This window comes from Pseudomonas sp. GW821-FHT05H12, assembly GCF_059419385.1.
The window spans coordinates 1-18,120 of sequence record NZ_JBWKRS010000016.1 but is presented as its reverse complement, the minus strand read 5'-3'; the positions used below and the strand labels follow the sequence as shown (position 1 = coordinate 18,120).

Below are 18,120 nucleotides of genomic sequence, written 5' to 3'. Positions count from 1 at the left end.
ACAAAACCCCCCCCCCCCAGATTGATTAGCCAGTCTCGTGGGCTCGGAGATGTGTATAAGAGCCCCGTCACGACCGCTATCGCAGGCAAGCCAGCTCCCACATTTGACCGAGTCGGATCGGCCTATAGGGGTAAATGCCGACTCAACAACGCACGCAACGCCGCGGGTTTTACGGGCTTGGCGAGGTAATCCAAACCTGCGGCGTGCACTTCAGCGACCATTTCCGGGCGGCCGTCGGCGCTGATCACCACGCCCGGAATCGGCTCCGCCAGTTGCGCACGCAGCCAACCCATCAATTCAGTACCGGTTTCACCGTGGTCCAGGTGGTAATCCACCAGCGCCAATTGTGGGCGCATACCCTCGGCCAGCAGCGCCGCGCATTGCGCCTGGTCGGTGGCAGTCCAGACCTCGCAGCCCCAGCGGGTGAGCAGGCTGCGCATGCCGATGAGGATACTTTCTTCGTTATCCACGCACAGCACCTGTGCGCCGCTCAAGGGCAGGCCGTTTTCCTGTGCTGCCTTGACCTGCAGATTCGCCTGGTTGCGCGCCAGCGGCACGCGCACGCTGAACACGCTGCCTTTGCCCGGCCAGGAACGTACGCTCAAGCGATGGCCGAGCACCCGACACAGGCCGTCGGCAATCGCCAAACCCAGCCCCAGGCCTTTCTCGGCACGGGTCTGGTGGCTGTCCAGGCGCTTGAATTCTTCGAAAATCACCTTCTGTTTATCCAGCGGGATGCCTGGGCCGCGGTCCCACACTTCCAGGCACAGCTCGCCCTTGCGCCGACGTACGCCGAGTAACACTGGGCCGTCGGCATAGCGGAAGGCGTTGGTGAGAAAATTCTGCAGAATCCGACGCAACAACTTGATGTCACTGTCCACCCGCAAGCGGCTGCCACGCAGGCGGAAGCGCAAGCCTTGCTCCTGGGCCAACGCCTTGAACTCTGCACCCAGGGTGTCGAACAGCTCATTGAGCACAAAGGGCTGGCGTTGCGGATTGATCTTGCCGTTCTCCAGGCGCGAGATGTCCAGCAGGTCGCTGATCAAGTCTTCGGCCGAGCGCAACGAGCTGTCCAGATGCTGCACCAGTTGCCGGGCTTCGCTGGACATTCCGTCGTTCTGGTGGGAGAGGGCGGCGGAGAACAACCGGGCCGCGTTCAGCGGCTGCATCAAGTCGTGGCTGACGGCCGCCAGAAAACGGGTCTTGGATTGGCTGGCGGACTCGGCCACGCCCTTGGCGTCAGTGAGTGCCACATTGAGCTGCGATAGCTCGTGCGTGCGCTCGGTCACCCGTTGCTCGAGGCCTTCGTTGGCCTCGGTGAGTGCCTGCTCAGCTTCGCGGAACGCGGTGATGTCGGTGAAGCTCATGACAAAACCGCCGCCCGGCATCGGGTTACCAATCAGCTCGATCACCCGGCCATTGGGAAACAGACGCTCGGAAGTATGCGCACGGCCCTGACGCATCCAGTGCAGGCGCCGCGCCACATGCACTTCGGCTTCGCCCGGCCCGCACAGGCCACGTTCGGCGTTGTAGCGAATGATGTCGGCAATCGGTCGGCCCACGCTGATCAGGCCTTCGGGGTAGTTGAACAGCTCCAGGTAACGGCGGTTCCATGCCACCAGCTTGAGTGACTGGTCGACCACGCTGATGCCTTGGGTGATGTTCTCGATGGCGCCTTGCAGCAATGCCCGGTTGAACTGGAGTACTTCCGACGCTTCGTCGGCAATGCGGACTACGTCCTCCAGCTGCATTTCCCGCCCTTCAATGGCGGCTTTCACCACGGCCCGGGTCGAGGACGCACCGAGCACACCCGCCAGCAAGCGTTCGGTGTGGGCGATCCAATCGTTATCGGCATTCTGGTTGGGGTTGAAACCTTTGCCCTGGCGATAGGCGAAACGGATAAAGCTCTGTTGGGCGCGCTCCTCGCCAACGAAGCGGGCAGCCAGACTGAGCAGGTCGCTGATTTGCACCGACAACATCGAACGGGCACTGGCGCGCTGGCTGATTTCCTGGCCGATGAAGCGCCCGGCCTGCCAGTGTTCGGACACCCGTGTGCGCGACAGCATCGACACCCATACGAACAGCGTGAAGTTGCCCGCCAGGGAGAACACCGTGCCCAGGGTCAGCGAGGTGACGGACAAGCCCAGCGGGTGTGAATGCATCCACGTCAGCCCTGGGAAAAGGCTCAGAGACCACCCCAGGCTTTTCGCCGTCACCGGTAGGACCAATGTGTAGAACCACAGGAATGTTCCCGCAGCCAGCCCGGCAAACACGCCGCGTCGGTTGGCCTGCTTCCAGTACAGCGCGCCCAGCATCGCCGGCGCCAGTTGGGTCACGGCGGCAAAGGCGATCTGGCCGATGGTTGCCAGGCTTGCCGTGGAACCGAGCAAGCGGTAACTCACGTAGGCCAGCAGCAGGATGATCACGATGCTGACCCGGCGTACCGACAGCATCCAGTGGCGGAACACCTCGAACGGCCGCTCGGCGCTGGAACGGCGCAGCAGCCACGGCAGCAGCATGTCGTTGGACACCATGGTGGACAAGGCGATGCTTGCCACGATCACCATGCCGGTGGCCGCCGAGGCGCCGCCGATAAACGCCAGCACCGCCAGTGCCGGGTGCGCTTCGGCCATGGGCAGGCTGATCACGTAGGAGTCCGGCAACACCGAGCCCGGCAGCATCATCTTGCCGCCGAGGGCGATGGGGATCACAAAGAGTGCGGCGAGGATCAGGTACGCCGGGAACACCCACTTGGCCAGGCGCAGGTCCTGCGGGTCGATGTTCTCGACCACCGTCACATGGAACTGCCGGGGCAGGCAGATGATCGCCATCATCGCCACGCCGGTCTGTACCACCATCGAGGGCCAGTTGATGGTTTCTTTCCAGTACTCCTCCAGCCGAGGCGCGAGCATGGCCTGGCTGAACAGGTCGCCGAAGCCGTCGTAGAGGCCGTAGGTCACAAACGCGCCGACGGCGAGAAACGCGAACAGCTTGACCAGGGATTCAAACGCGATGGCTAGCACCATGCCGCGGTGGTGTTCCGTGGCGTCAAGGTTGCGCGTACCGAACACAATGGTGAACAGCGCCAGCACCAGCGACACGATCAGCGCGGTGTCCTGGGCGCGGGTGCCGGTGGTGTCGGGGCCGGAGCCGATCAACAGGTTCACGCCCAGCACGATGCCTTTGAGCTGCAGGGCGATATACGGAAGCACGCCGACCAGGCAGATCAGCGCCACCACCACGGCCAGGGACTGGGACTTGCCGTAGCGCGCGGCGATAAAGTCGGCGATGGAGGTGATGTTTTCCTGCTTGCTGATCAGAATCATCTTCTGCAGCACCCAGGGTGCCAACACCAGTAACAGCACGGGTCCGAGGTAGATCGGTAAAAATGCCCACAGCTGTTCGGCGGCCTGGCCTACGGCGCCGAAGAAGGTCCAGCTGGTGCAGTAGACCGCCAACGACAGGCTGTACACCCAGGCACGCATACGCGGTGGCAGCGGCGCACGGCGGCGGTCACCGTAGAAGGCGATGGCAAACATAATGGCCATATAGGCCAGGGCAACGGCGGCGATCAGCCCGCTGGACAGCGTCATGGTAACTCCGAGCATAAAAACACCCAGGCATTCCAGGCCCGGTTGCACAGTCTCGCATGATGCTTGGGGTTAGTCAGTGTCGACCAAGGTCGTGTGCAGGGCTTGTGTGGGAGCCGGGCTTGCCCGCGATGGCATCAGCACGGTGTCGCAGTTACACCGCGGTGATGCCATCGCAGGCAAGCCAGCTCCCACACAAGCCGGTGTCTACCGTTGGCGGGGTGGCAGGGTTTTCTGGCGCAGGATGTAGATGGTCACCAGCACCGCACTGGTCAGCATGAAGCCGCGGGCCCAGGGGAGTGGCACCAGATAGCAGGATAGGCCGATGCTCAGCCACATCAAGCCGATGGCGTAGACCTTGCCTTTGAGTGGGATGCCGTTGCCGTCCAGGTAATCACGAATCCACGGACCCAGGCGCGGGTGTTCCACCAGCCAGTGGTAGAAGCGCGGGGAGCTTCGGGCGAAGCAGGCGGCAGCAAGCAGCAGGAAGGGCGTGGTCGGCAATACCGGCAGGAAAATGCCGATCACCCCCAGCGCCACGCTCAGCCAGCCAATGGCCAGCAGGGCGTAACGCAGGAGCAGAGGACGGTTGCCCATGGGTGTCACGGGCAATTGACTCAGTGGTGACGAGGCTTGAGGATCGCCGGTTTTTCGTCAGGAGCGTTGCACAGCAGGTACAGGGCGGTCAGCGCTTCCGGGATCTGAACGATCATGTCGTCCATCAGGTTGGCGTCGGCGGCGATGTCGGAGAACTCCGGCTGGTCGTCGAACAAGCCCGAGCCGACCATAATCGGCAGCAGCATTTCGCTGACTTCTTCCTCGGCGGTTTCGAACCAGGCGGCCTCGCGCAGGAACACACCTTCCATGAAGCCGATGCACCAGCCGCGCAGGTCGGAATCATCCGGCTCATCACCCAGGTCCAGCTCGCATGGCAGCTCGAATTCCTCGTCGGAAGCCAGCTGGCGACCGATGTGGGCCTTGAGGGCGAGCAGGGTGGATTCGATTTCTTCACGCTGGGCGTCGTCGGTGTAGTGTGGTTCTTCGGCGAACAGCGCGTCGATCCATTCACGGTCGGGCACGACTTCGGAGCAGATCGACAGGGCGGTCAGGTAGCCGTGGGCGGCCACGTAGTCCAGCGCCTCGTCATGCAGCTCATCGGCGTCGAGGAAGGCTTGCAGGCGGGTTAGTTGCTCAGCGAAGGACATTGAAGGACTACCTTGGGAATAAACGATGCTGAATTCTAGGCTTTCTTGAGCGTCCAAGCCAGCCGCACTGCATATTTGCCAGGTTTTAGAGAGGGGTCGCTATTCGTCAGCGGCGCCCTTTGCCGGGTGTCGCTCGGGTATACTGCCGCGTTTTGTGATGCCCCGGCAGGCCACGCGCCAAACCGGGAAAACTTCGCTTACGGATTATTTCCCGTGAAAGCGCGTTTTCTCGGCCAGCCTGTACAGTGGGATTTCGGCACCATTTTGGAGTTTTACATGCTCGAGCAGGCTCAACGCGTCCTCAAGGACATCTTCGGCTACGACAGTTTTCGTGGCCGCCAGGGTGCGATCATTGAGCGCGTGGCCAGTGGCGGCGATGCCCTGGTACTGATGCCTACCGGTGGCGGCAAGTCCTTGTGCTTCCAGGTGCCGGCCCTGTTGCGCAACGGCCTGGCCGTGGTGGTGTCGCCACTGATCGCGTTGATGGACGACCAGGTGGCCACCCTTGAAGAGCTGGGTGTCGCGGCAGCCTCGCTGAACTCCACCCTCAGCCCCGAGCAACAGCGTGACCTGGCCGCGCGGATCAAGCGCGGCGAAGTGAAGATGCTGTACCTGGCCCCCGAGCGCCTGGTGCAGCCACGCATGCTGGCGTTCCTGCAGAGCCTGGAAATCGCCCTGTTCGCCATCGATGAAGCCCACTGCGTGTCGCAATGGGGCCATGATTTCCGTCGCGAGTACCTGCAACTGGGGCAGTTGGCGGAGCTGTTTCCCGATGTGCCGCGTATTGCCCTGACCGCCACCGCCGACAAGCGCACCCGCGAGGAAATCGTCGAGCGCCTGCATTTGCAGAATGCCGAGCGCTTTCTGTCGAGCTTCGACCGGCCGAACATTTTCTACCGCATCGTGCCCAAGGAGCAGCCACGCAAGCAGTTGCTGGCGTTCCTGTCCGAACGGCGCAGCGATGCGGGCATCGTCTATTGCCTGTCGCGTAAAAAGGTCGATGAAGTAGCAGCCTTCCTCTGCGAGCAGGGCTACCCCGCGTTGCCGTATCACGCAGGTTTGCCGAATGACCTGCGGGCCTACCATCAGAAGCGTTTCCTCAACGAGGAAGGCCTGATCATGGTTGCCACCATTGCGTTCGGCATGGGGATCGACAAGTCCAACGTGCGTTTTGTAGCCCACATGGACCTGCCCAAGTCCCTTGAGGCCTACTACCAGGAAACCGGTCGTGCCGGCCGTGACGGCCTGCCGGCCGATGCCTGGATGGTCTACGGCCTGCAGGACGTGGTGATGCTCAAGCAGATGCTGCAGAACTCCGAAGGCGACGAGCGCCACAAGCGCCTGGAGCAGCACAAGCTCGATGCCATGCTGTCGTTGTGTGAAGAGACCCGCTGCCGTCGCCAGACCTTGCTGGCGTATTTCGACGAGGACATGCCCGAACCTTGCGGCCATTGCGACAACTGCATCGATGGCGTGCAGACCTGGGACGCCACCGAACCGGCGCGCCAGGCGTTGTCGACCATTCACCGCACCGGCCAGCGCTATGGGGTGGGCCATCTGGTGGATGTGTTGCTGGGCAAGGACAACGAAAAAATTCGCAGTTTTGGCCACGAAAAACTCTCGGTCTATGGCATTGGCAAAGCCCGTGCGGAAGGCGAGTGGCGTTCGTTGTTCCGGCAGATGGTTGCACGCAATCTGGTCGATATTGACATCGAAGGTTATGGCGGGCTGCGCTTGAACGATAGTTGCCGACCGTTGCTCAAGGGCGAAGTGAGTCTTGAACTGCGCCGCGACCTCAAGCCGCAAACCACCGTCAAGAGCAGCACCAGCCAGGCCAGCCAGTTGGTACGAGGTGAAGAGCGCGAACAGTGGGAAGCCTTGCGCACCTTGCGGCGCAAACTGGCGCAGGAACACAGCGTGCCGCCCTACGTTATTTTCCCCGACTCCACCTTGCTCGAAATGCTGCGCGAACAGCCCACCACCATGGCCGAGATGGCCCGGGTCAGCGGCGTGGGTGCACGCAAACTGGAGCGCTACGGCCAGGCGTTTCTCGAGGTGCTCGGCGGCCAGGCCGAAGCGCCGAAGGAAGTCGCCGATATCCGGCACGAACTGATCAGCCTGGCGCGCGCCGGCATGACCCCGATCCAGATCGCCGGCCAGCTGCAATGCTCGGAAAAAAACGTCTACACCCTGTTGGCCGAATCCATCGGCAAGCAGCAGCTCTCCCTGGAGCAGGCCCTTGATTTACCGGAGGATTTGCTCGGTGAAATCCAGGACGCCTTCCTTGACGGAGAAGGCGAATTGCCACCGGTTGCCGAGATTGCACCACTGTTCACCGGTCGTGTTCCTGAGGGCGTTTTGTACTGTGTAAGGGCGGCTTTGCAGTCTGAATTCGAAATTTAGTGCGCCAATTACGACAATGTAACGAATCAGTACATAGCAACTCTTGCCTACTGGCATGGCTCATGCTTAGCTAACTAATAATTAGCCACACTTTATTTTCAGTCTAAACCATGAGTTTTTTATGCCGTTAACCGATCAACACCGCTTTGGCATGCAGTTGGCGCAAATGTCCCGAGGTTGGCGCGCCGAACTGGACCGCCGTTTGGCGGGGCTGGGCTTGTCCCAGGCGCGTTGGCTGGTGCTGTTGCACCTGGCCCGTTTCGAAGAGGCGCCCACCCAGCGCGAACTGGCACAAAGTGTCGGTGTAGAAGGGCCGACGCTGGCGCGGCTGCTCGACAGCCTGGAAGGCCAAGGGCTGGTGCAACGCCAGGCCGTGGTGGAAGACCGTCGTGCCAAGCGCATCTTGCTGTGTGACACAGCCCGTCCGTTGATTGAGCAGATCGAAACCATCGCCACGGCCCTGCGCCATGAGCTGTTTGTGGGCGTAGACGAAGCCGATTTGAGCGTGTGCATGCGTGTACATGGGCACATCCTGGCGAACCTGGAAAAGTCCTGACCCCAAGCACGCCAAAGATCAACCTGTAGGAGCTGGCTTGCCAGCGATGGCGGTGGGTCAGCTGCAACTCGCCGGCAAGCCGGCTCCTACAGTGAGGACAGATCAGCGGGTGTACGCGGTCAACTGTGGGCGTTTTTATGGTTGTCTTGATGATTTTTTTTGAAAACCATCAAGACAGTTGCTCCCACATTGGGTCTTGTACTCGGCGTTCTAGAACGTCTGGCCCAGGTTCAGGTACACCGCCTGCTGGTTGTCATCATTGAAGCCATAGCTGAAGTTCAGCGGCCCCAACGGCGTATCGAACCCCAGGAAAATACTCGCGGCGTTGATATACCCGCTATCAAATTCATTGTCGTTGTTCCACGCCCGACCCCGTTCCAGCGATGCCCCCAGGTACAGCGGGAAGTCCAGCGGCAAATAGGAGCGCGGCGTGAGGCGACGGTAGTACACCGCCCGCATCAGGCTGATGTTCTGGCCCGAGATCGCGTCCTCGCGAAAGCCCGACAACTGCCGCGCCCCGCCGAGCAGGAAGCTGGAAATCACCACGTCAGACTTATCCACTGTGCGCCCGTAGCGCCCGCCCAGTACCAGGGTGTCCGGGCCGTTGCTCATGGCCTTGTCCAGCTTGAACTCCCACTGGCGGTAGCGTTGGTCCGAACCCAGCCCCGGTTCGAATTCCCGGTAGGCCAGGCCGATATCCTCACCGGCATGGGGGAAATACACATTGTCCAGGGAGTCGAAGGAGTACTTCAGTTCGTAGAAGCCTTCGCTGAAGCTCACGCTCGGCGAGTCGCGGTCGCCGATGCGCACATCCGCCTTGCCCCAGGCTTCGCCAACGCCAAAGCGAATCTCGCCGCTGTTGCCGATCTGGCGCCCCACATTTAGCCCGAAACCGTAGCGTTCCAGGCGGTATTCGGAGATCGGGTCGTTGTCCAGAATCAGTTCAACGTTCTGCGCCTGGGCACTGATATAGGGCGCGACGAAGTAGCGTGAGCCGGTGTCCATCGGCTGATAGAACTCGCTGTACAGCTCTTGGCGATCACCGATCTGCACCCGCGTCAGCCATTCCGCGCCAAGGCGGTTGATGCCGTTGATGCGGTAGCTGGCGCCGAGGTTGAAGGCGCTGTCGCCGCGCATGTCATCCGACAGGTTCAGGCCCAGGCGCAGGTAGTCGGTGCCGGCGCGTTTGCCGCGCGCGCTGATCACCAGGGTGTTGTCCTGGCCCTTCTTCACCACGCGGTATTGCACCTGCTCGAAGTAATCCAGGCCGTACAGGGTGCCCATGTCGGTCTGCAGGCGCCCCAGGTTCAGCGGCTCACCCAGGGGTTGGCGGATGTAGTAGCGGATCACGTCTTCGCTGACTTTCGAATCGTTCTCCACCTTGATCGCGGTGATCACCGGGGTGCGTTCCCCCGGCGTGCGGGCAGCCACCAGTTGCGGGTCCACGGGCTCAGTGGGGCGCAAATGGGCCAGGCGCACGTCCAGTGCACGGGTGGCACGGTAGCCGGCGTCGATCATGTCTTTGGCGCGGCCGAAATCCGTCACGCCGTAGGCGGCCAGGGGAGGCTGGATCAGCACGTCCTTGGGGTGCAGGGCCTTGAGCTGTTCTTCGGAATTGCGCCGGGTCATCAGGGTGATGGACTGGTTGAGTACATCGACCACCGTGGCCAGTTGCTTGCGCGAGCGCAGCGGGGTGCCGATGTCGACCACGATGGCAATATCCACGCCCATCTCCCGCGCCACATCCAGCGGGATGTTGTCGGTCATGCCACCGTCCACCAGCAGCCGCCCGTCGATTTCCACCGGCGCGAATACGGCCGGGATCGACATGCTGGCGCGGATTACCTGGGGTAGATGGCCCTTGCTGAACACTACTTTCTCACCGGTGGTGATGTCGGTGGCCACGGCGCGGAACGGGATCGGCAACTTGTCGAAATTACGCGTGTTGCTGTTGTGGGCGAACATGCTTTCCAGCAGCAGCGCGAGGTTCTGGCCCTGGATCACGCCCAGTGGCAGGCCCAGGCTGCCGTCATCGCGGAAGCTGAGTTTCTGTTTCACCAGGAAGTCCCGGTCATCCTGCTTGCGTCGAAACGGCACGTCCTCCCGGGGCGGTGCATCGGACAGGGCCTGTTGCCAGTCGATACTCAGCGCCAGCTTTTCCAGTTCATCGATCTTGTAGCCCGAGGCATACAGCCCGCCGATCACCGCGCCCATGCTGGTGCCGGCGATGGCGTCGATGTGGATGCCTTGTTCTTCCAGGGCCTTGAGCACGCCGATATGGGCCAGACCACGGGCGGCGCCGCCGGAAAGCACCAGGCCGACTTTGGGCCGTGGAGGCTCGACAGCGTCGGCAAGCAGGGGGACAAGGCACAGGAGCAGGCAGGACAGCAGGCGGCGCATCATCAGTCTCGAGGCAGGGCGGTAAAGGCCGGTATTATAGCCACTCGATCCTCCGAGCCCGTTACGCCAGGAACCTCTCAAATTATGTCCACGAACAAACCCGAGATCGTCATTACCTATTGCACCCAGTGCCAGTGGTTGCTGCGTGCCGCGTGGTTGGCCCAGGAGCTGTTGAGTACGTTCTGCGACGACCTGGGGCGCGTGGCACTGGAGCCGGCCACCGGCGGGGCGTTTCGCATCACCTGCGATGGCGTGCAGATCTGGGAGCGCAAGGCCGATGGCGGCTTTCCGGAAGCCAAGGTGCTCAAGCAACGTGTGCGCGACCAGATCGACCCAGCGCGCGACCTGGGCCACAACGATCGGACGCAATGACGGTCACCGCCGCAGAGCAGCGGTGACCATTACGGCTATTTGGCCGCCAGCTTTTGTTTGATAAACCCGACGACCCAGGTGAGCACCAGGCCACCTACGCCGCCGCCCACGATATTGCTGCCGACTGCCGCCACATCCAGTGCTTCACCGCCGGATGTTCCGGTGAACTGCGAGACAACCTGGCCCAGGACCAGGCCGCCAATACCGCCGAGCAGCGTATTGAGCCCGGTCCCCAGGCTCTGCTTGGTCATGCCGGCGACGTTCCCGCCGACGGCACCGCTGATGATTTGAACCAGCAAGCTGATGAGCATTTCCATGATGAAACCCCTGCATAGCGTTATGGGAGTGACCACTCGCTTGCAGCCACTTCAAAAGGCAGGGCTGTCGTCGAGGGGCCTTATCCGTTGAACGACGACAGACTGTTGCGGATGCGCGAAGTATAGATCAGGCCGCCGCTGCGGGCTGTTTGGCCTGGCTGGCGCTGCCCATCAGGCCGGACAGCACGATGGCGACGATGATCAAGGCGCCGCCCAGCAACATGCGCAAGGTCGGAGTTTCGGCAAACAGTAGCCAGGCCACGGTGATGCCGTAGACCGGCTCCATGGCAAACACCACCGACGCGGTGCGCGCCTTGATCACCGCCAGGCTGGCCACGAACAGGCTGTGGGCCAGGCCCGTGCAGAACACGCCGAGCAGGCCAATCCACAGCCAGTCAATGGCACGCACATCGGCCAAACCAGGCGCCGCCACCGGCAGCAGGCATGCCGCAACCACGACGTTCTGGCACAGCGCCGCCTGCACGGCCGGGATGCGCCCGGAGCTGGCACGGTTGTTCAGGGACAACAGCGAAAACAGCAGCCCCGACGCGATGCCCCACAGCAAGCCGCCGGTGGCTTCGCTGGCGAGGTTGAAGTCGGGGGTTACCAAGACGAGGCCGACACTGACCAATGCCACCAGCACCACTTCATTGGCGCGGATACGCTCGCGGAAGATCAGCCCTTCAAGGATCACCGTAAAGGCCGGGAAGGCCGTAAACCCCAGGGTCGCCACGGCCACGCCGGCCACCTTGACCGCAATGAAGAAGGTCACCCAGTGCGCAGCGAGCAGCACGCCGCTGATGAACAGCCGGCGCCAGTCGCGCAGTTCGAGGGTTTTCCAGGTGGTGTTGCTGGCAAAGCGCGCGAACACCGCGAGGGCCAGCACGGCGAAAGCGGCGCGGCCAAACACGATGATGGCGGGCGAGGCGGCTGCCAGCTTGCCTAACACGCCGGTGAGGCCAAACATCAAAGCGCCGATGTGCAGGGCGCCGAGGGCTGAGCGGGGAGTCATTGCGATCCTTGAACCAACGGGTTTATCGAAGCGCAGTGTAGAGGGTTGCAAACGGGCGTGTCTGTCGTCCGGCTCGCGCCGATTGTCGCGAGACTCTTCCTACAGTGAGCGGCGCAACGCCCCCGGTGATGCGCCGAACTCCCGCAGCATCGCCGCTGCGAACGCACTCTGTGAGCTGTACCCGACGCGGTCGGCGACTTCGCCGATGGGCAACGCCGTCTCGCGCAGCAGCTTCAAGGCCATCTGCAGGCGACGGCTGCGGATATAGTCCATTGGCGTCTGCCCGCATTCGACGATAAACCGCGCGTGCAGGCGTGCGACCGACAGGTCGGCGATGCGCGCCAGGTCAGCCACTTGCAGCGGGTGCGCGACATGCCGTTCGATGTGGGCGTTGAACGCGGCATAGGGCAAGCGCCTGCCCGGCGCCGGCTGGGCCAGAGGGTGATTGAGGCTGGCGAGCAGCAGCACCGCACCTTGCTGGACAATCAACGGGTCATCAACCGGGCTGTGGGCCAGCCATTGCACCAGTTGGCTTTGTCGAGTGTCGAGGGTCAGGCGTGCGGGTTCGTCGAGCAGGCGGCGGCTGGCATCGGCGTGGTCACCCAGCGATTGCAACACCCAGTGTTCGGTGGGCACATCCAGCACCAGGCAACGGCTGCCATCGCGGCTGCCGCAGGCATGGTGAGCGGAGAAGGGCAGCACCATCACGCTGCTTTCGTGCACCTGGCTGCCCCGGCCGTCCACTTCCAGGTCCAGGTGGCCGGACAAGCCGAACACCAACTGCGCATGGTCATGGCTGTGGGCGAGGGGGGCTTCGATGTAGTGGCGTAGTGTGAGCGTCGGTCCCATCACGGTCTCCTGGGCAGCATCTGCGCAGTCTACAACGCTTCGCGGGCGCCGGGCGCTGTCATCAGACTGACGCACAGTTGTCATGGGCTATTAATCGCCGTGGCGCAAGCTCGCGAAAACACCGTCGAGGGATGCCCATGACCAGTGCCGAGTTCGCCAAGCCCAGCCGCAAACAACGGGTTCGTACCCTGTGGATTTCCGACGTGCACCTGGGCACCCGGGATTGCCAGGCCGAACATTTGTCGCATTTCCTCAAGGGCTACCACGCCGACAAGGTGTACTTGGTGGGCGACATCATCGATGGCTGGAAAATGCGCGGCGGCATGTATTGGCCCCAGGCCCACACCAACGTGATCCGCCGCCTGCTGACCATGGCCAAGCGCGGCACCGAAGTGATCTACGTCACCGGCAACCATGACGAATTCCTGCGCCGCTATTCCAAGCTGATCCTGGGCAATATCCAGTTGGTGGACGAAGCGGTGCACGTGACTGCCGATGGTCGGCATCTGTTGGTGATCCACGGTGATCAGTTCGATGTCATCACACGCTACCACCGTTGGCTCGCGTTCCTCGGCGACTCGGCCTACGAGTTCACCCTCACGCTCAATCGCTGGCTCAATCACTGGCGCGCACGCTATGGCTACGGTTACTGGTCGCTGTCGGCTTACCTCAAGCACAAGGTCAAGACAGCGGTGAGTTTCATCAGCGACTTCGAAGAAGCCATCGCCCACGAAGTGACCAAGCGTGAACTGCATGGCGTGGTGTGCGGGCATATCCACCATGCAGAGATTCGCAAGGTGGGCGAGGTGGATTACCTCAATTGCGGGGATTGGGTGGAGTCGTGCACGGCGTTGATCGAACACTGGGATGGCAGTATCGAGTTGTATCGATTGGCGGATGCCCAGGCGAAAGAGGCGCAGCTCAAAGCCGAGATGGTCACAGGCTGAAGGATTCACACGGACAAAAATGCGGGAGCTGGCTTGCCTGCGATAACGGTGTCACATCCAACAGAGATGTCGACTGAAACACCGCTATCGCAGGCAAGCCAGCTCCCACATTTAGATTGAGTTTCGTCAGTTGCAGACGTCAGCAATGGCCTCGGCCAGCAACGCCAGCCGCGTGGCATCAGCCCCTGCCACGTTGGCCCGGCCCGAACTCACCATGTACACGCTGTGCTTTTCACGCAGTTGCTTGACCTGTTCGGCACTCAGACCGGTATAGGAAAACATTCCGCGTTGCGCACCAATGTGTGCGAACTGCTCGGCCAGCCCGTGTGGCGCCAACGCCTCTACCAGCCCGGAACGCAACTGCGCGATCCGCGAACGCATGGCTTCGACTTCACCACTCCACAACGCCTTGAGCTCGGCATCGCCGAGGATGGTCGCGACCACAGCCGCGCCATGGTCCGGCGGCGTCGACCACAGGTTGCGCGCGATGTTTGCCAGTTGGCTGCGCACATCCGTCAGTTTCTCGGCATCCGCCGCACACACGATCAAGGCACCGACGCGGTCGCTGTACAGGCCAAAGTTTTTCGAGCACGAACTGGTGACCAGCACTTCCGGCAGTTCAGCCGCGAACAAACGCACCGCCCAAGCATCATGCTCCAGGCCGTCGCCAAAGCCCTGGTAGGCAAAATCGATCAGCGGCAGCAGCCGGCGCTCGCGCACGATCTGCAGCACTTGGCGCCAGTCGTCCTGGGACAAGTCGAAACCGGTCGGGTTATGGCAGCAGGCGTGCAGCAGCACCACGTCGCCCTCTGGCACCTTGGACAGCGTGGCCAGCATCGCCTGCACATCCAGGCGGTTGTCAGTGCCCACGTAGGGGTAATGGCTGACCTTGAGCCCGGCTTTGGCAAAGATGGTTTCGTGGATCGGCCACGTTGGGTTGCTCAACCACACGCCACGGCCCGGCAGGTGCTGGGCGATGAAGTCGGCACTCAGGCGCAGGGCCCCGGTGCCGCCCGGGGTCTGGCTGGCACCGGCACGGCGGTCGCGGATCAACGGCGAATCGGCGCCCAGTACCAGTTGGCTGATCAGCGAGCCGAAGGCCGCGTTGCCGTGGCCGCCGATGTAGGTCTTGGTGGTTTGCGTGTCCACCAGGCGCTGCTCGGCGAGCTTCACCGAGCGGGGGATAGGCGTCAGGCCCTGGTCGTCCTTGTAGACGCCCACGCCCAGGTCGAACTTGTTCGGGTTGCTGTCCTGGGCATACAGGTCCATCAAACCGAGGATCGGGTCACCGGGCACACGGCCAATGGCATCAAAATGCATTACTTGCGGCCCTCGGCGTCCTTGGCCACGTCGTCGGTGCGTGCGGCCATGATGAAGTCGTTGCGGTGCAGGCCTTTGATGGAGTGGCTCCACCAGGTCACGGTGACTTTGCCCCATTCGGTGAGCAGGCCTGGGTGATGGCCTTCGGCTTCGGAGATCTCACCCATGGCATTGGTGAAGGCCAGGGCGAACTTGAAGTTCTTGAACAGGAAAACCTTTTCCAGCTGCATCACGCCATCGCGTACTTCGATGTTCCAGTCGGGGATCTGCTTGATCAGTACCGGCAACTCTTCATCGCTGACTTGTGGGGCGTCGGCGCGGCAGGCTTCGCAGTGGGCTTGGTTCAAGGTGGTCATGTAGGTGTCCTGAATTCGAAAGTATGAAGATCAGTAGCGTCACCCTAAAGCAACGCGCGGCCAGGGAACAGGTTCACCTGGCTTCAAAACGTAAGGTTCACGCAGCTTTGGGTTTGGGCGGGAATTTTGGTGCGTGCAAACCGAGCTGCATGCCGCGCTCCACCATGCCCATGATGTCTTCCTGCGCCACGTCGAACAGGCGCTTGAGTTCAGGCAGGACAAAGTACAGGGGCTGCAGGATGTCGATGCGATACGGTGTGCGCATCGCTTCCAGCGGGTCGAAGGCTTGGTGCTCGGGTTCGGACGACAGGCTGTACACCGTCTCCTTGGGCGACGACAGGATGCCTCCCCCATAGATGCGCCGGCCCTGGGGCGTGTCCACCAGGCCAAATTCGATGGTCATCCAGTACAGGCGCGCCAGGTACACCCGTTGCTCCTTGGTCGCCGCCAGGCCGAGCTTGCCGTAGGTGTGGGTGAATTCGGCGAACCAGGGGTTGGTCAGCAGCGGGCAGTGGCCAAAGATCTCGTGGAAAATATCCGGCTCTTGCAGGTAGTCCAGCTCTTCGCGGGTGCGAATAAAGGTCGCCACCGGAAACTGCTTGCTGGCGAGCAACTCGAAGAAGGTCTGGAAGGGGATCAGCGCTGGCACGCGGGCCACTTGCCAACCGGTGGTCTCGGCCAGCACTCGGTTGATTTCACCCAGTTGCGGGATGCGATCCAGGGGCAGGCCGAGCTTGTCGATGCCGTCCAGGTATTCCTGGCAGGCGCGTCCCTCGATCACTTTCAACTGGCGAGTGATCAGGGTGTTCCACACCGCATGTTCTTCCGGCGGGTAGTGGATAAAACCTTGCGCATCGGGCTCGCGGGCCACGTACTGCGTCTGCTTCATACGGCTCTCCTGCTAGGCATTCGTTCTTGTTATGTCCTGCTATGAGCGTATTGATACCCCTTGGCGGGAGAGATTCCATCTACTTGTCGCGCCTGTCCGTAGGAAAAATTACCGATATTCGTAAAGTTTTCGTTACGTATGCGCAGCCTCTCGTTGGATTGGGCTGGGAAAAGCACATAAGCTGTCACATAATCTTGACGACTATCTGCGCCCAGCGGCAAAAAGACGCGGCGCCTTCCCACTTTTCGGGCCTTTTCATGCGTATCAAAGTGCACTGCCAGAACCGCATCGGCATCCTGCGGGACATCCTCAACCTGCTGGTGGAGTACGGCGTCAACGTCGCCAAGGGCGAGGTGGGGGGCGAGCATGGCAATGCCATCTATCTGTTCTGCCCGAACCTGGTGAACATGCAGTTCCAGGCGTTGCGCCCGCAATTCGAGGCGATTGCCGGGGTGTTTGGCGTCAAGCGGGTAGGGCTGATGCCCAGCGAGCGGCGGCACATGGAGCTCAATGCGTTGCTCGGCGCCCTGGAGTTTCCGGTGCTGTCCATCGACATGGGTGGTTCCATCGTCGCTGCCAACCGTGCGGCAGCACAGTTGCTCGGTGTGCGTGTCGACGAGGTGCCGGGCATTCCGTTGTCGCGCTACGCCGAGGATTTCGACTTGCCCGAGCTGGTACGTGCCAGTAAATCGCGGATCAACGGCCTGCGGGTCAAGGTCAAGGGCGACGTATTCCTGGCGGACATCGCGCCGCTGCAATCTTCGGAGCATGACGACAGCGAGGCCATGGCCGGCGCCGTGCTGACCCTGCACCGTGCCGACCGCGTGGGGGAACGTATCTACAATGTGCGCAAGCAGGAGCTGCGCGGCTTCGACAGTATTTTCCAGAGCTCCAAGGTCATGGCGGCGGTGGTGCGTGAAGCGCGGCGCATGGCACCGCTGGATGCGCCGCTATTAATAGAAGGCGAAACCGGCACCGGCAAGGAACTGTTGGCGCGGGCGTGTCACCTGGCCAGTCCGCGTGGGCAGTCGCCGCTGATGGCGCTCAACTGCGCGGGCCTGCCGGAGTCGATGGCCGAGACCGAATTGTTCGGCTATGGCCCGGGTGCATTTGAAGGTGCCCGGGCCGAAGGCAAGCTCGGGCTGCTGGAGCTGACGGCAGGCGGTACGCTGTTTCTCGATGGCGTCGGCGAAATGAGTGCGCGTTTGCAGGTGAAGTTGCTGCGCTTTCTGCAGGACGGTTGCTTCCGCCGCGTCGGCAGTGATGAAGAGGTGTACCTGGATGTGCGGGTGATTTGTGCGACTCAGATGGATTTGTCTGAGCTATGCGCTCGCGGTGAGTTTCGCCAGGACCTGTATCACCGTCTGAACGTGCTGTCGCTGCATATCCCGCCGCTGCGCGAATGCCTTGATGGCCTGGCGCCGCTGGTTGAGCACTTCCTCGATCAGGCCAGCCGCCAGATCGGCTGCCCGTTGCCCAAGCTGGCCCCGACGGCGATGGAGCGTCTGAGTCATTACCACTGGCCGGGTAATGTGCGGCAGCTGGAAAACGTGCTGTTCCAGGCGGTGTCGCTGTGTGACGGAGGCACGGTCAAGGCCGAGCATATTCGCTTGCCGGATTATGGCGTGCGTCAGCCGCTTGGCGATTTCTCGCTTGAGGGTGGTCTGGAAGAGATTGTCGGGCGGTTCGAGAAGGCTGTTCTGGAAAGTTTGTATGCTGAACATCCCAGCAGCCGACAGCTGGGCAAGCGCCTGGGGGTCTCCCACACCACCATCGCCAACAAGCTGCGTGATTACGAAATCCTCAAGTCTGAGCGCGGTTGAAAACTGTGGGAGCTGGGGGGGGGGGGGGGGGGGGGGGGGGGGGGGGGGGGGGGGGGGGGGGGGGGGGGGGGGGGGGGGGGG

The 18,120-nt window shown here is 62.1% G+C and carries 15 protein-coding genes; 5 read left to right on the top strand and 10 right to left on the bottom strand.

What is annotated here, in order from left to right; all coding sequences use genetic code 11:
- Positions 1–122: 122 nt before the first annotated feature.
- The 3 genes from AC07SU_RS15760 to AC07SU_RS15750 all read right to left on the bottom strand — a co-directional run bounded on the left by AC07SU_RS15760 (position 123) and on the right by AC07SU_RS15750 (position 4,795).
- Positions 123–3,593 (bottom strand): hybrid sensor histidine kinase/response regulator, encoded by a 3,471-nt coding sequence (locus AC07SU_RS15760; protein ID WP_176996218.1) that lies wholly within the window; start codon positions 3,591–3,593, stop codon positions 123–125.
- A 204-nt stretch (positions 3,594–3,797) separates the two neighbouring features.
- Complete coding sequence (locus AC07SU_RS15755) at positions 3,798–4,187, bottom strand: YbaN family protein (RefSeq protein WP_176996217.1); 390 nt, start codon at positions 4,185–4,187, stop codon at positions 3,798–3,800.
- A 20-nt stretch (positions 4,188–4,207) separates the two neighbouring features.
- Complete coding sequence (locus AC07SU_RS15750) at positions 4,208–4,795, bottom strand: UPF0149 family protein (RefSeq protein ID WP_494997549.1); 588 nt, start codon at positions 4,793–4,795, stop codon at positions 4,208–4,210.
- Between the two features lie 276 nt (positions 4,796–5,071).
- Between AC07SU_RS15750 and recQ the strand changes: the two genes are divergently transcribed.
- The gene (gene recQ / locus AC07SU_RS15745; RefSeq protein ID WP_494997611.1) at positions 5,072–7,198 is read left to right on the top strand and encodes a DNA helicase RecQ; all 2,127 of its coding nucleotides are present in this window, start codon (positions 5,072–5,074) and stop codon (positions 7,196–7,198) included.
- Positions 7,199–7,319: 121 nt separating this feature from the next.
- Positions 7,320–7,754, top strand: a complete 435-nt coding sequence (locus AC07SU_RS15740; RefSeq protein ID WP_028617350.1) for a MarR family transcriptional regulator — start codon at positions 7,320–7,322, stop codon at positions 7,752–7,754.
- 210 nt (positions 7,755–7,964) lie between these two features.
- On the opposite strand, the gene AC07SU_RS15735 is transcribed toward AC07SU_RS15740, so the two are convergent.
- Complete coding sequence (locus tag AC07SU_RS15735) at positions 7,965–10,154, bottom strand: patatin-like phospholipase family protein (RefSeq protein ID WP_494997548.1); 2,190 nt, start codon at positions 10,152–10,154, stop codon at positions 7,965–7,967.
- A gap of 84 nt (positions 10,155–10,238) precedes the next feature.
- Between AC07SU_RS15735 and AC07SU_RS15730 the strand changes: the two genes are divergently transcribed.
- Positions 10,239–10,526, top strand: coding sequence for an Rdx family protein (locus AC07SU_RS15730; RefSeq protein ID WP_176996213.1), 288 nt, complete (start codon positions 10,239–10,241; stop codon positions 10,524–10,526).
- Between the two features lie 35 nt (positions 10,527–10,561).
- On the opposite strand, the gene AC07SU_RS15725 is transcribed toward AC07SU_RS15730, so the two are convergent.
- The 3 genes from AC07SU_RS15725 to AC07SU_RS15715 form a co-directional block, all read right to left on the bottom strand.
- A complete protein-coding gene (locus tag AC07SU_RS15725) occupies positions 10,562–10,843 on the bottom strand; it encodes a hypothetical protein (RefSeq protein ID WP_259172915.1) in 282 nt (93 codons plus the stop codon).
- A gap of 127 nt (positions 10,844–10,970) precedes the next feature.
- Complete coding sequence (locus tag AC07SU_RS15720; protein ID WP_494997547.1) at positions 10,971–11,855, bottom strand: DMT family transporter; 885 nt, start codon at positions 11,853–11,855, stop codon at positions 10,971–10,973.
- Between the two features lie 99 nt (positions 11,856–11,954).
- On the bottom strand, positions 11,955–12,704 hold the full coding sequence (locus AC07SU_RS15715) for an AraC family transcriptional regulator (RefSeq protein ID WP_494997546.1): 750 nt from the start codon (positions 12,702–12,704) through the stop codon (positions 11,955–11,957).
- A gap of 137 nt (positions 12,705–12,841) precedes the next feature.
- Here AC07SU_RS15715 and AC07SU_RS15710 point away from each other — a divergent pair, with 137 nt between their 5' ends.
- Positions 12,842–13,651 (top strand): UDP-2,3-diacylglucosamine diphosphatase, encoded by an 810-nt coding sequence (locus AC07SU_RS15710; protein WP_176996209.1) that lies wholly within the window; start codon positions 12,842–12,844, stop codon positions 13,649–13,651.
- 126 nt (positions 13,652–13,777) lie between these two features.
- Here the strand turns inward: AC07SU_RS15710 and AC07SU_RS15705 are convergent, their stop codons facing one another.
- The 3 genes from AC07SU_RS15705 to phhA all read right to left on the bottom strand — a co-directional run bounded on the left by AC07SU_RS15705 (position 13,778) and on the right by phhA (position 16,216).
- Positions 13,778–14,971, bottom strand: coding sequence for an amino acid aminotransferase (locus AC07SU_RS15705; RefSeq protein WP_494997545.1), 1,194 nt, complete (start codon positions 14,969–14,971; stop codon positions 13,778–13,780).
- The gene (locus AC07SU_RS15700; RefSeq protein WP_105523117.1) at positions 14,971–15,327 is read right to left on the bottom strand and encodes a 4a-hydroxytetrahydrobiopterin dehydratase; all 357 of its coding nucleotides are present in this window, start codon (positions 15,325–15,327) and stop codon (positions 14,971–14,973) included. The genes AC07SU_RS15705 and AC07SU_RS15700 overlap by 1 nt, the downstream gene beginning before the upstream one ends.
- A 97-nt stretch (positions 15,328–15,424) precedes the next feature.
- Positions 15,425–16,216 carry a phenylalanine 4-monooxygenase gene (gene phhA / locus AC07SU_RS15695; protein WP_494997544.1) on the bottom strand — a complete coding sequence of 264 codons (792 nt, stop codon included), beginning with the start codon at positions 16,214–16,216 and terminating at the stop codon, positions 15,425–15,427.
- Between the two features lie 257 nt (positions 16,217–16,473).
- On the opposite strand from phhA, the gene AC07SU_RS15690 reads away from it, so the two are divergent.
- A complete protein-coding gene (locus tag AC07SU_RS15690; RefSeq protein WP_494997543.1) occupies positions 16,474–18,039 on the top strand; it encodes a sigma-54-dependent transcriptional regulator in 1,566 nt (521 codons plus the stop codon).
- Positions 18,040–18,120: the final 81 nt, after the last annotated feature.